This window comes from Fructilactobacillus fructivorans, assembly GCF_000814735.1.
Taxonomy (GTDB): Bacteria; Bacillota; Bacilli; order Lactobacillales; family Lactobacillaceae; genus Fructilactobacillus; species Fructilactobacillus fructivorans.
Genome location: NZ_JOJZ01000009.1, coordinates 310,357 through 322,269, shown reverse-complemented (window position 1 = coordinate 322,269; position 11,913 = coordinate 310,357). Strand labels below are relative to the sequence as shown.

The 11,913-nt window shown below is 37.3% G+C and carries 15 protein-coding genes and 1 pseudogene; 7 read left to right on the top strand and 9 right to left on the bottom strand.

Translation table 11 applies throughout. The features are described from left to right. Window positions 1–32 precede the first annotated feature (32 nt). Window positions 33–572: a TetR/AcrR family transcriptional regulator gene (locus tag LfDm3_RS02095; RefSeq protein WP_039143673.1), complete on the bottom strand. Its 540-nt coding sequence runs from the start codon at window positions 570–572 to the stop codon at window positions 33–35. 104 nt (window positions 573–676) lie between these two features. Between LfDm3_RS02095 and LfDm3_RS02090 the strand changes: the two genes are divergently transcribed. The 5 genes from LfDm3_RS02090 to LfDm3_RS02075 all read left to right on the top strand — a co-directional run bounded on the left by LfDm3_RS02090 (window position 677) and on the right by LfDm3_RS02075 (window position 3,922). Next, window positions 677–1,489 (top strand): oxidoreductase, encoded by an 813-nt coding sequence (locus LfDm3_RS02090; RefSeq protein WP_039143671.1) that lies wholly within the window; start codon window positions 677–679, stop codon window positions 1,487–1,489. A gap of 71 nt (window positions 1,490–1,560) precedes the next feature. Next, window positions 1,561–2,064, top strand: coding sequence for an NADP-dependent oxidoreductase (locus LfDm3_RS06915; protein WP_225349300.1), 504 nt, complete (start codon window positions 1,561–1,563; stop codon window positions 2,062–2,064). Then, on the top strand, window positions 2,064–2,516 hold the full coding sequence (locus LfDm3_RS06910; protein ID WP_225349299.1) for a zinc-binding dehydrogenase: 453 nt from the start codon (window positions 2,064–2,066) through the stop codon (window positions 2,514–2,516). The genes LfDm3_RS06915 and LfDm3_RS06910 overlap by 1 nt, the downstream gene beginning before the upstream one ends. Window positions 2,517–2,688: 172 nt before the next feature. Next, window positions 2,689–3,333, top strand: coding sequence for a hypothetical protein (locus LfDm3_RS02080; RefSeq protein ID WP_039143669.1), 645 nt, complete (start codon window positions 2,689–2,691; stop codon window positions 3,331–3,333). After that, window positions 3,293–3,922, top strand: a complete 630-nt coding sequence (locus tag LfDm3_RS02075; protein ID WP_082019949.1) for an Abi family protein — start codon at window positions 3,293–3,295, stop codon at window positions 3,920–3,922. Before LfDm3_RS02080 ends, LfDm3_RS02075 begins: the two co-directional genes overlap by 41 nt. A gap of 141 nt (window positions 3,923–4,063) precedes the next feature. Here LfDm3_RS02075 and LfDm3_RS02070 read toward each other — a convergent pair whose 3' ends face one another. From LfDm3_RS02070 to LfDm3_RS02045, 7 genes are all read right to left on the bottom strand, one after another. Then, complete coding sequence (locus LfDm3_RS02070) at window positions 4,064–4,861, bottom strand: fructose permease (RefSeq protein WP_039143664.1); 798 nt, start codon at window positions 4,859–4,861, stop codon at window positions 4,064–4,066. 13 nt (window positions 4,862–4,874) lie between these two features. Further along, a complete protein-coding gene (locus tag LfDm3_RS02065; RefSeq protein WP_029327137.1) occupies window positions 4,875–5,888 on the bottom strand; it encodes a zinc-dependent alcohol dehydrogenase family protein in 1,014 nt (337 codons plus the stop codon). A gap of 364 nt (window positions 5,889–6,252) precedes the next feature. Next, complete coding sequence (locus LfDm3_RS02060; protein WP_052236569.1) at window positions 6,253–6,561, bottom strand: helix-turn-helix transcriptional regulator; 309 nt, start codon at window positions 6,559–6,561, stop codon at window positions 6,253–6,255. A 520-nt stretch (window positions 6,562–7,081) separates the two neighbouring features. After that, window positions 7,082–7,210 carry a hypothetical protein gene (locus tag LfDm3_RS06965; protein WP_259739973.1) on the bottom strand — a complete coding sequence of 43 codons (129 nt, stop codon included), beginning with the start codon at window positions 7,208–7,210 and terminating at the stop codon, window positions 7,082–7,084. 162 nt (window positions 7,211–7,372) lie between these two features. Continuing rightward, window positions 7,373–7,930, bottom strand: coding sequence for a DapH/DapD/GlmU-related protein (locus tag LfDm3_RS02055; protein ID WP_039143662.1), 558 nt, complete (start codon window positions 7,928–7,930; stop codon window positions 7,373–7,375). A 23-nt stretch (window positions 7,931–7,953) separates the two neighbouring features. After that, window positions 7,954–8,280 (bottom strand): LbetaH domain-containing protein, encoded by a 327-nt coding sequence (locus LfDm3_RS02050; protein ID WP_191978912.1) that lies wholly within the window; start codon window positions 8,278–8,280, stop codon window positions 7,954–7,956. A gap of 113 nt (window positions 8,281–8,393) precedes the next feature. After that, window positions 8,394–9,620, bottom strand: coding sequence for an ammonium transporter (locus LfDm3_RS02045; RefSeq protein WP_039143660.1), 1,227 nt, complete (start codon window positions 9,618–9,620; stop codon window positions 8,394–8,396). A 184-nt stretch (window positions 9,621–9,804) separates the two neighbouring features. On the opposite strand from LfDm3_RS02045, the gene LfDm3_RS02040 reads away from it, so the two are divergent. After that, window positions 9,805–10,554, top strand: a complete 750-nt coding sequence (locus LfDm3_RS02040) for an SDR family oxidoreductase (protein WP_039143657.1) — start codon at window positions 9,805–9,807, stop codon at window positions 10,552–10,554. A gap of 150 nt (window positions 10,555–10,704) precedes the next feature. Next, window positions 10,705–11,442 (top strand): SDR family oxidoreductase, encoded by a 738-nt coding sequence (locus LfDm3_RS02035; RefSeq protein ID WP_039143654.1) that lies wholly within the window; start codon window positions 10,705–10,707, stop codon window positions 11,440–11,442. A 90-nt stretch (window positions 11,443–11,532) separates the two neighbouring features. Here the strand turns inward: LfDm3_RS02035 and LfDm3_RS02030 are convergent. After that, window positions 11,533–11,912: pseudogene (locus LfDm3_RS02030) on the bottom strand (DUF2255 family protein). Window position 11,913 lies beyond the last annotated feature (1 nt).

Genomic DNA, 11,913 nt, shown 5'->3' with positions numbered 1-11,913 from the left:
AGCATCCCTTTTTTGTACATAACCACAACTATTTAAATATTTTGAGTTAAATACGGCTTTAAAATTGTCTTCACGTTGCTAGCTAACTTAGCCTTATCAATTGGTTGTTCGGATAAAATGATCTTTTCGATAATTCCGTCAATCCCATAACAAATGAAATCCAACTCAGTTTGACTAATATCTTTGATGACAAAAGCGAGCTGCTCCTTCGTAAAAGCATGGAACTCTTTACGAAACTGATATGAATTTTGACTTTTAAGTAAATTACTGAAAAAGGTTTGATTCTGGGTGAAAAAATCGATCCAGAGTTCAATTTTTGCTTGGATTTTAGTGTCATTGATATCTCGACAGGTCAATTTTAATTCGTCAAAATAAGAATCCATGAAATCCAAAACCAATTCAGACTTATCAGCATAGTGATCGTAGAAGGCTTTCCTCGTGATATCAGCTTTATCACAGATCATTTTAACCGAGAGATCATCTAAACTGGTTCCCGCTTGTAATAATTCTTTAAAGCTAGCTTGGATGGCTCCTTGCGTCTTACGAATTCTTCGATCTACCTTTTGTTCCATTTGTGATCACCTTTTTTAAGTATGTAGTTGCTAAAGTAACAATTGTATTATAATATACACGTGTAACTTATTCAATAAAATCTTATATTACGAGGAGATAACTAATGAAAACCGTTTTAATTACTGGAGCTAGTTCTGGAATGGGATACCAAACTGCCAAATTACTGGCAAAATCAGGTTTCCAAGTTTTTGGAGCTGCCAGAAACATCACTCCCATGGATTCTTTAAAAGATTTAGGTGTAACTCCAATTAAAATGGATGTTACTAGTCAAGCATCGATGCAAGTCGGGGTTAATCAAATTATCCAAAAGGCTGGCAAAATTGATGTTTTAATTAACGGCGCCGGATACGGTTCTTTTGGTGCCATCGAAAACGTCAGTATTGAGGAAGCCAAACGTCAATTTGACGTCAATGTCTTTGGCCTTGTGGCTTTAACTAAATTGGTTTTACCACTTATGGAAAAACAACACTCAGGAGAAATTATTAATATTTCTTCCATGGCCGGAAGATTTAGTAGTCCCCTCGCTGGTTGGTACTTCGCCTCCAAACACACCGTCGAAACCCTAAGTGATTCATTACGGATGGAAGTCAAAAGATTTGGGATCAAAGTCGTTTTAATTGAACCAGGCGTAGTTAAAAGTAATTGGTCTAAAATCGCAATGAAAAAATTAGTTGATTCATCGATGGGAACCAAATACGAACAAGCCGCTAAAGAGATGGAAAAGAAAAATAACCAGCTCTATGCCTCTAAACTGGCTTCACAACCAGCATTAATTGCTAAAACGATCAAAAAAACCATTGAAGACAAGCATCCCAGACCAAGATATCTAATTGGATTTGGGGCTAAACCAACGATTTTCTTTAACGCCATCTTACCCACTCGTTTGATGGATCTGATTGTCCCTAAATTCATGTAGGAGGAAACTAAGATGATTAACATCCTAAGAAAATGCCCGCCCTGCGGCTTATCAAATATCGACACCCATTTGTGAAAGACACCATTCCCGTTCCACACATAAATGACAATGAGGTCTTGGTATCAATTAAGGCTTCGTCTCTAAATCCGATTGATTACACGATTCAATCGGGTAAAGTCAAGATCATCATGCCATATAAATTACCCATCACGGTTGGCAATGACTTTTCGGGCACCGTCGTTCGTGTGGGTAAAAAGGTTACTAAATTTAAACTGGGTGATCAAGTATACGGACGTCCCGATGATTTTCAAAGTGGTACGTTGACCGAATTTATTTCCACTAATGAAAATGACATCGCCAAAACTCCCAGGAACCTATCACTAACCGATGCGAGTGCTGTCCCTTTAACTGGATTAACGAGCTATCAAGCGCTAATCGAAATTGGGAAACTGAAAAAGGGCCAAAAAGTCTTCATCCAAGCCGGTTCAGGTGGAGTGGGCACCATGGCAATCCAAATTGCTAAAGCAGTGGTGCTTACGTCGCCACTACTACCAGTAAAAAGAACTTTGATTTAGTGCGCTCACTAGGTGCCGACCAAGTAATTGATTACCACACCACGGATTTCTCTGAAGTATTAAAAAATTACGATTTGGCTTTTGACACTCAGGGTGGCAAAACCCTATCAAAGACCTTTAAGATCCTGAAACCTGGCGGCAAACTAGTTACAGTTAATGGCATTCCCACTTTCAAATTTGGCGCACAACATCATTTGGGCCTCCTAAAATCAATTTTATTTGGAATTGCCAGCAGTCCCCTGAAGCTGTTAGCCAAAAAATACCACGTTGAATATACCTTCTTTATTATGCACCCCAGTGGTCGTCAACTAGAGCTCTTAACTAACATGATTGAAAACCATGAACTTAAACCGATTGTTGATAGGGTCTTCCCCTTCAGTGAGGTCTTTGAGGGATTTAAGTTACTAGAATCGCATCATGCCACTGGTAAGGTTATCATTGAGATGAAGTAATATATTGATTTCTTTAAAACTTAATGTTTGTTAGAACTTGCATCAATTCTATAAATATTCAATATTTTTATTGTAATTACAAATTGTTCATAGTATGATTAGAGTAACAGATGTTGGTTGGGCGTGATAACTATTATTACGGACGTGACCAACCTTTTTTTTGGAGAAATTTATGAAGAACAATAAAATATCCTTTTTTATTAATGAAGAAATTATAAGAAATGGTAAAAAAATAACCTCAAATATCAAAATAAAAAAAGACATTATCTTATTTTACCTTGATGAAAAAAGGTCTAATAAAAAATCTAATGTGTTAATTGTTCCAATGAAAGCATATAATTATGAAATTCCCGTAGAATTTAAGAAAAGGGTATTAAAATTCCCCATTAAATACGAAAATACTGGTATTTCTAAAATCGATGATCCACCTATTCCGCTAGATAACATAGAACTTACCAATCTAGTAAAAAGAAAGTATGGAATAAGATTTAACAAAGATTTTGATGAAAATGCTTTTATCTCTTTGCTCTCGACAGTTATATATAGTAAATTTAGACCATTTTTATACCACTGTAAAAATGGATCCATGAATGATGTAATGGATCTATATCATCTTAATAATCTTTTTAGTAAAAAATTATCTACTTTAATTCCGCCCATAGAAAATCATTTAAAAAACACTCTTGTTAATGAAATAATTGATTTTTCAGAAAAAAACAGTGATTGTAAGGTTAATAACATAGCATTTATGTATGATCATTATAATTTAACGATATATGAAAAATGCTCCAATCACAAAAAAAAGATCCAATTATAATAATTGGATTAATCATACAGTAATGGAATTAGAATCTTATGAAAAACAAGGATCTGATTTTAACAAGTGTTTAGATAAGTATAACGGTAATATTCCCTTATGGTATATGATCGATAAAATAACTTTTGGGACTTTTAGCAAATTTTTAATTATTTTAAACAAATCATTAGCGAGAGAATTTGCTGTTACTATTTATCAATTAAATAAAGATTTACAAAATAATAAACCCAGGACACCATCAGCAATTTTTCAGTTTACACAAGCATTAGTGGTGTTAAGAAACTCTGTAAATCATTCAGACAATATTTTATTTAATAACTATATACAAATAAAAAGATCATTTTTTAATCAGAAAGATCTTGAAATTTTGAATGCAGAAAACAATACAATTTTTAGAGGTTTATTTTGGGAACTATTAATTCTTAAGTATAACTATGTAGGAACACCTCAACAAAATAAGGATGATTGGAATTCTTTCATTAATGAAATAAATGAATATATTACTCCTACCATTGCAAAAAAAATAAATTTCCCAAAAAATTGGGATAAAGTTTTAAAAATTGTCATACCTTCTGATATTTCATTATAAAAATGCTCCATAACCATTAGATATCTTCGCTAATAGTTATGGAGCATTTAAAATTTTATCTCTTAGTTTCAGTAAACCCTAATCTATTGAGATTCCAATATGCTTAATTTTTGTAAAATGATAATTAATGATCATTAATTATCATTTTCTTTTCCCGTTTCTATCTTTAGTTGCTTTTTGCTTGTCAGTATCAATATCCTTTGCAACCATCGATTCACTCTTAGCCGGGGTGGTACTAATACCCTGATGCTTTAATCTTGGGAAAACCAATCGATCGGCAACTCCCGTGATACTTCCCTGAAATAGGAAGGCAAAGATCGTCCCAATTCCGTAGTATTCGATCTGATGAGTGATGAGAAAAGCAATGATTTCAACAATCGTAGGAGGAATGTAGGAAGCCCACATTGCTTTAGTAGCGTTACCCTTGAAATACTTGAAACGGAGAATTTGCATCAAATCATCGTTGGGATGCAGTACCAGATTAACCCGTTGATAAATCGAAATCGCGATTCCGATTAACGCCACTCCTATAAAATTAACAAGGACATAAATCGTAATTAATAATGGAGTGTGAGCATCAGGTAACCTAATAATTTGAGTGAATAAATCATAAAATACCTGAACTAACCAGGAAAACGGGATCATAAAGATGAGATTACCAACCGCGCGTCCCCAGTCCCATTTACCAATCAAAATTGCATTTAAAATGATGATAATAATTCCAACCAGGACGAAGGTCCAGAATAAATCCCAGTGAATGGCGATACTCAGATTAGTTTCAGCAGCGGTCCAATACGCCGATCCCAAAAAATGTGGAAAGACCTTGGCGCTGGTAACTAAAGTTAAAACGTTCCCAAGCGAATTAATGATAATCGAGATGATAAAGTAAACAATTGAGACGGGCATTGAAATCGTTCTTGGCGTTTTTTCCTGAGCCATAATATCACATTTTCTATTTAAGATCTGGATTTACCGCAACAACGATCTTACCCACCTTAGGAGTAGTGTGATTCAAGGCACCTTCAACTTCATCCAGTTTTAGGATATTATTTTGAAATGGTTCAGTTTGAACGGCTCCGGACTCTAATAACGCAATTGAATCTTCAAAAGCGTGTGGATTAATGATTGAGCCCTTAATGGTCAATTGTTTCTTAAAGACGTTGTAAGTATTCATGGAGAAAGTTTGATCTGGCTTTCCAACTCCAAACATCATAACTTGTGCACCTTTATTAGTGTGCTCAGCGGCTTCTTCCTGAGTTTCGGGACGGCCGACCGCCTCAACTACAAAATCATAATTTTCTTCAATCGGCGTCTTAGACGTATTAATCACTTTATTTAACTTAAAATCAGTTTTCATTTGATGTAAGACCTGATCATTGAGACCAGCCATATCAATGCTTTGAATGCCATAAGCTCTAAGGATTTGGGCAAATAGTTTCGCCATGAATCCATCACCAATAATTAAGGCTTTTTGGTATGGAGTAATATTTTCAGTAATTTTCATGGCGTGGACCACACATGAAATCGGCTCAAGTGAGCAAGCTGCTTGTAACGAGATGGAGTCAGGTAATTTATAAACCACTTTTTCTGGCGCGGTAAAGTATTGTTCAAGACCACCATTTCGTGTAACTCCAATCGCTGACAAGTTATCACATAACTCATAACGACCAGTTCTACAGTAAAAACACTTGTCACAGTAAATGTTTGGATCAACCGCAACCCGATCACCCTTCTTAAAATCTTTGACGTTTTTACCAACTGCGGCAACAACACCTGAATTTTCGTGACCTAACACAATTGGTGGAGTGGCATCAGTCGACCCTGGTAAGCCATTAAATAACCCATTATCGGTTCCACATAAACCAGCGTAGGCCGTTTCAACCAGAACTTCATCATCTTTTGGAGTGGGTACGTCAAGTTTTTCCATTTCCATTTTTTGTTTTTTAGTCATTACTAAAGCATTCATTTTTTCATTCATAATAAACGGTGTCCTTCCTACATTTATAAGTATTATCAATTAGTAGTAAGTAAAATAAGCGCTTGTTTTTATTTACGCCCTTAATATAGACTCACAAGGTTGATAATGCAACCGCTTACACAACTGATGTGGCAATGTATAATGACTTCACAAACATTTATAGATCGATGAGCTAGTTTAAGATCAACGTTTTATATATGATTAATTTAATTTTTATTTTGACTAAAATGCCAACATAAAGATTCATTTCACAACTAATTTATAAGTAAATAAAAATACAATTTATTAAAAAGCTGGGTATTATAAAAATAATACCCAGCTTCTCTTCATTTATTTAAATATATCGACAATTTCAGGAACAAACCATCCCAGAAAACCGCCAAAAGCAAACAGCAGCCACCAATAATGAGAAATAAAATACCAAAAATTCATACTGCGTGTGCTTTACCACCACATCACTAGATCCAAAAATGAGGTCATCAATAGTACAATTAAAAATCTTGGTTAGATTAATTAAATTAGTTAGATCAGGAGTAGAAATTCCAGCCTCCCAGTTATCAACTTCTGGCTTTGAGACGGATAACTTATTAGCAACTTCCATTTCAGACAGATGATTTGCCTGCATGTAGCTTTTTAGTCTTTCTGGAAATACGACATTCATTTGCAATCTCTCCTATCTCTCACATAAGTAATAAACTTATGATTATTGAGAGTATATTACTTTTGGAGAATATATCAAATCGATTATTTAAGCATTTATTATATCATATAATAAATAATTATTTGTGTTAATAAAAATGCTAAATTAATGATAAAATAATATAGTTGGCTCGTCGCAAATCTATTGCGAGGAGGAATTCATATTGCTAATGCTCTTATCGTCATTTATGTTACAACTTGTTGGCGGAATGATACTTTTATTATTCCAACATTGGCTAAACAAGTAGTAACAAGTGAGCCAACATTTTGGTCATGCCACAAAAAAGCCCTTAACTACTGCAATAGTTAAGGGCTTTTGGCATTCATATTGTTAATCTCTTATATTTTTATTGTAACACATAAATTCATTGTTTATAAAAAGAGTTTACCAGCTCTAACTAATAAGCTACTCTCATTAGTTCATCACAAATTTATAATCTGTGTACCTCTCACTGATTTAATTATATATTATATTTAATCAATTATTTTCTTTCAAATCTAGGATTTCCATATATATACGACCAAGCCGTGATTCCAATAATGGAAATTGCTCCTAAAATTAGAGAACCAACTAATAATGGAGTATCACTATAGTATTTTTTGTTTTTCATGTTAATCCTTTCTTCCTTTTTCTCTTATATTACCATTTTAGTCATACAACAAAAAAGCCCTTAACTATCGCATTAGTTAAGGGCTCTTTGGCATTCATATTGCTAATCATTTACATTTTTATTATAACACATAAACCTAAATACTTACTAAACCAAAAATCATTATTTCCCCTTCATCGGCTTCGCCGGATCACCGATCACCGTTGTATTTGCAGGCACATCTTTAGTAACGAGAGATCCAGCACCCACGATAGCATTTTCGCCAATCGTCACTCCAGGTAAGATAATTGCTCCCGTACCAATCCACGCATTTTTATGGATGTGAATTGGTTTCAAAATAACCAAATCACGGTAAGCTGGCCGTTGATCATGGTTGGCAGTGATTAGCGATACACGAGGACCAATCAAGACATTTTCATCAAGATAAACTCCACCAAAATCATCAAACAGGCAATCAGTATTAATCAAGACTCCCGATTTTAAGAAGATATGCCCACCAAAATCAGTTTTTAACGGCGGGAAAACCATGACATTATCTGGAACATCCCTACCAGTTATTTTTTCCAACAATTCATGTTGTTTGTCAGGATCATCCTCATTATTGAATTCCATTAATAACTTAGCCTTCTGGTCGTGGACCTCAAAGAACGGTTGAAAGTCAGGTTTGCGAAAATCAAAGGTCCCACCATTTAATGCCTCTTTAAAAATATCACTTGTCATTATCTTCACCCTTATTCATCAATTTATTTGAACCATTTTACGTAAAGATAAACACCACCAGCATCATCAAAAAGACAATCAGTATTGATTAGGACCCCTGACTTTAGGAAAATATTACGACCAAAATCAGTTTGTAGTGGTGGAAAGACCATGACATTATCAGGAACCTTCCTACCGGTAATTTTTGCCAACAACTCTTGTCTGGTAGCGGGGTTAGCTTCACTATTAAACTGCTTTAGTAATGCCGCATTTTGATGTTGAATATCAAATAGTGGTACAAAAGATTTATCACGGAAATTAAAGGTGCCACCGTTTAAAGCGGCTTTAATTAATTCGTCTGCTTGAGTCATAATTATCTACCCCATTCTCTATTTTTTTAGAGTCTTAAAACTCTTGTGATAAGAATAACATTATCTAATTGTAATTAGTACCAAAAGCCCTCCAAGTCAACTTTAAAACGCTTTTAATCATTAATTACATCACAATCAATCCGTTCCTTGTGTTCACTTAAGTCGAGCCCCCTTGTCTCTTCCTCAGGGGTAACTCGCATCTTAGTAACGTGCTTTAAGACTAGCACAATTAGGAACACCATGATGGCAACAAACACAATACTAAAGGTCGTTGCAAGCAGCTGAATCCAGAACTGATGTAAAGAGCCGCCAGCAAAAATCCCACTGAATTTTACCTGAGGATTGATGGCCTTGCTGGCAAACAGTCCAGTCAAAAGACTTCCGACGATTCCAGAAATACCATGACAACCAAAGGCATCGAGCGTATCGTCAACGTGCAAACGTGGTTTTAAGTATTTAATGAACGTGTAACTGCACAGGGTGGCAATGATTCCAATCACAATGGCACTGCCAATACCGACAAAACCACAGGCCGGTGTGATGGCAACTAGACCACAAAGGGTTCCGGTACATGCGCCCATCAGGGATGGAGCTCCTAAGATGAAGACGTCTAAAATGATCCACGTCAACATGGAAGTGGCAGTGGCAATCGTCGTAGTCAACATGGCCTGAAACGCAATGTGATTAATGGCAAGGGCCGAACCGCAGTTAAAGCCGTACCAACCAAGCCACAGGATGACGGTTCCAAGAAAGACCCATGTCAGGTTATAGGCCTTATCGTTTTTACCACGATGATGTCTCCCAAGCATAATGGCCAAGACCAGCGCGGTAATCCCAGCGTTAATGTGAATGACCGTACCACCGGCAAAGTCCAGCACACCCATTTGTTGTAAGAAGCCTCCACCCCAAACGATGTGAACCAATGGGTAATAAATCAAGATACACCAGGCAATTGTGAACAGAATCAGAAATTTAAACTTCATCCGACCAACGATGCCACCAATCCAGAGGGCGGGCGTAATTACCGCAAACATCATCTGGAACAGCATGTAGGATCCGTTTGAAATGGGTCCAGCAGTAGCCGGAGCGGTGAAATTAAAGTTATGGAGCATAAAATCATGCAAACCCCCAATAATATTGAAGTAGTTTCCAGAAAACGACAGTGAGTAACCAATGATCACCCACAAAAGTACTGGAATACTGCACATGATGAACACCGACATGAGCGTGTTAACCACGTTTTTTCTTGAAACCATCCCGGCGTAGAAGAACGCCAGTCCTGGTGTCATGAAGAACACTAGAATCGTACATATAAACACAAAAACTTCGTTTGCTGCCATTTATGTCACACCCGTTTTCTAATTTAATGAATAACCATATTTTAGGCTTAAATTTACATTTGAACAGGTTTGATGTCTCAATATGTGACATAAGATGAATAATTTTTGCCAAGTCGCCTTTCTTGACGAGCTTCCCATGTCAGGGTTTAGTATTACATGCGTAAGTTGAAAGGAGTTAATGATTATGTCTGTTGAAAATAAAGTAGTCGTAATTACTGGTGGTTCTTCCGGCATGGGAGAAGCTACCGCTAAACTAGCACTGACAAGGGGTGCCAAAGTGGTCGTTGGATCACGTAATGAAGAAAAATTAGAACGAATGGCCGATGAAGTTGACCATCCCGAAAACTTTGCCTACAAACTAACTGACGTTACCAAGAAAGATCAAGTTCAAGCCCTAGTTGACCTGGCTATCGACAAATTTGGTAAGTTAGACGTCATTTACAACAACGCCGGCATCATGCCCCAAGGTCCAGTTGATGATCCCAATAAATTAAGTGAATGGCAAGCCATTTTGGACACCAATATCATGGGAGTCCTCAACGGAATTGTCGCTGCTGTTCCCCAAATGAAGAAACAGGGTCACGGTTTGATCATGGCAACTGATTCCGTTGCTGGTCACGTGGTTTACCCTGGTTCCGCCGTTTACAACGGTTCCAAGTACGCCGTTAAGGCCATCATGGAAGGCTTACGTCAGGAACAACACAAGAATGGTATCAAGACGGGAGTTGTTTCACCAGGTTCCGTTAACACGAACTTGATGTCCACCATTCACGATGACACCATTAGAAAAGGTATCGAGGACACCAGCAACAGTACCAAGAACGGCTGGTTAAGTTCAGATGATATCGCTGAATTGGCCGTCTTCATGATGAGCCAACCAGAAAACGTTGATATTAACGAAATTCTGGTTCGTCCAACCGACCAAGACATTTAACTTAAACCTAGTTTAAATTCAACTCCTACTCATGCGAGTAGGAGTTTTTCGTTACACAATCTTAATCATTTTGAGCGTTCATTTACTTGAATCAGACCTAAATTAAGCGTTAAATGGTTTCATATCGTAAGTTAAGAGAGGAGTTTTGATATGACAATTGAAAATAAAGTCGTCGTTATCACCGGCGGTAGCTCTGGGATGGGAGCCGCTACTACGAAGTTAGCCCTAGCACGAGGTGCTAAGGTAGTGGTTGGTGCAAGAAACCAAGATCAACTAGAACAACTCGCCACTGAAGTTGATAATCCCAAAAACTTTTCTTATCGGGTCACCGACGTCACGAAGAAAGAAGACGTCCAAGAACTAGTCGGCATGGCCATCAGTCAGTATGGTCAGCTTGACGTGATGTACAACAACGCTGGGATCATGCCTCAAGGGCCAGTTGATGATCCTGATCGTTTGATTGACTGGGAAAAAACCATCAACACCAATATTATGGGAGTCTTAAATGGCATCGTCGCTGCCGTTCCCCAGATGAAACAACAGGGACAGGGCCTCATCATGGCAACCGATTCCGTTGCCGGTCACGTGGTTTATCCTAATTCAGCAGTTTATAATGGTTCTAAATACGCTGTAAAAGCCATCATGGAGGGCTTACGTCAGGAACAACACAAAAACGGCATTAAGACGGGAATCGTTTCACCAGGATTTGTGGATACGAACCTGATGGATACCATCAACGACGATGAGATTAGAAACCAAATTGAAGCCGGTAAAAAAGGCTGGTTGAGTCCAGAAAACATCGCGGAAATCGCGGTCTTCATGATGAGTCAACCAGAAAACGTTGATATTAACGAAATTTTGGTTCGTCCAACCGATCAAGATGTTTAATTGAATTAGATATAAATAAACCTTCACTCAATGAGTGAAGGTTTTTTGTTTAAAAAAAGAAGCAACCATCACGTTACTTCTTTTAAAACATTATTTAGGTTCAATCTGGACCGTGGCACTCACTGGTCCGTCTTCTAACATTGGTGGCATGTATGGACTGCCAGCGTACTTCTTTTTGTATTCGTCACTAACCGCTTGTTTCGTCTCGTCGTCGTCATCGGCTTTCACGAAATTAACCTCGTAGTCCTGGTCAGCTAGATGAATCCGACCAGCGCCTTGCTTCATAGCCGATTTATACCAACTAGAGTTTTGACCATTAGCGGCACGAACGTACAACTTACCGTTTACAACCACTGACCAAATCCACGTTGGGGTTCCATAGGTCACCCCATCATCATAGAACGGTGAACGTGCATATCATCAGCTGGTGCAAACGCGTCTAATTGTTCTTTCGTCCAGTTTTTTGCCATA

Bases quoted from the DNA above. Each gene is read 5' to 3' on its own strand.
- LfDm3_RS02040 (WP_039143657.1), top strand. From the start codon at position 9,805: ATGTCTGTTGAAAATAAAGTAGTCGTAATTACTGGTGGTTCTTCCGGC.
- LfDm3_RS02075 (WP_082019949.1), top strand. From the start codon at position 3,293: ATGAAAAATGCTCCAATCACAAAAAAAAGATCCAATTATAATAATTGG.
- LfDm3_RS02095 (WP_039143673.1), bottom strand. From the start codon at position 572: ATGGAACAAAAGGTAGATCGAAGAATTCGTAAGACGCAAGGAGCCATC.
- LfDm3_RS02035 (WP_039143654.1), top strand. From the start codon at position 10,705: ATGACAATTGAAAATAAAGTCGTCGTTATCACCGGCGGTAGCTCTGGG.
- LfDm3_RS02080 (WP_039143669.1), top strand. From the start codon at position 2,689: ATGAAGAACAATAAAATATCCTTTTTTATTAATGAAGAAATTATAAGA.
- LfDm3_RS02090 (WP_039143671.1), top strand. From the start codon at position 677: ATGAAAACCGTTTTAATTACTGGAGCTAGTTCTGGAATGGGATACCAA.
- LfDm3_RS06965 (WP_259739973.1), bottom strand. From the start codon at position 7,210: ATGAAAAACAAAAAATACTATAGTGATACTCCATTATTAGTTGGTTCT.
- LfDm3_RS02065 (WP_029327137.1), bottom strand. From the start codon at position 5,888: ATGAATGCTTTAGTAATGACTAAAAAACAAAAAATGGAAATGGAAAAA.
- LfDm3_RS02060 (WP_052236569.1), bottom strand. From the start codon at position 6,561: ATGAATGTCGTATTTCCAGAAAGACTAAAAAGCTACATGCAGGCAAAT.
- LfDm3_RS02070 (WP_039143664.1), bottom strand. From the start codon at position 4,861: ATGGCTCAGGAAAAAACGCCAAGAACGATTTCAATGCCCGTCTCAATT.
- LfDm3_RS02050 (WP_191978912.1), bottom strand. From the start codon at position 8,280: ATGACTCAAGCAGACGAATTAATTAAAGCCGCTTTAAACGGTGGCACC.
- LfDm3_RS02055 (WP_039143662.1), bottom strand. From the start codon at position 7,930: ATGACAAGTGATATTTTTAAAGAGGCATTAAATGGTGGGACCTTTGAT.
- LfDm3_RS02045 (WP_039143660.1), bottom strand. From the start codon at position 9,620: ATGGCAGCAAACGAAGTTTTTGTGTTTATATGTACGATTCTAGTGTTC.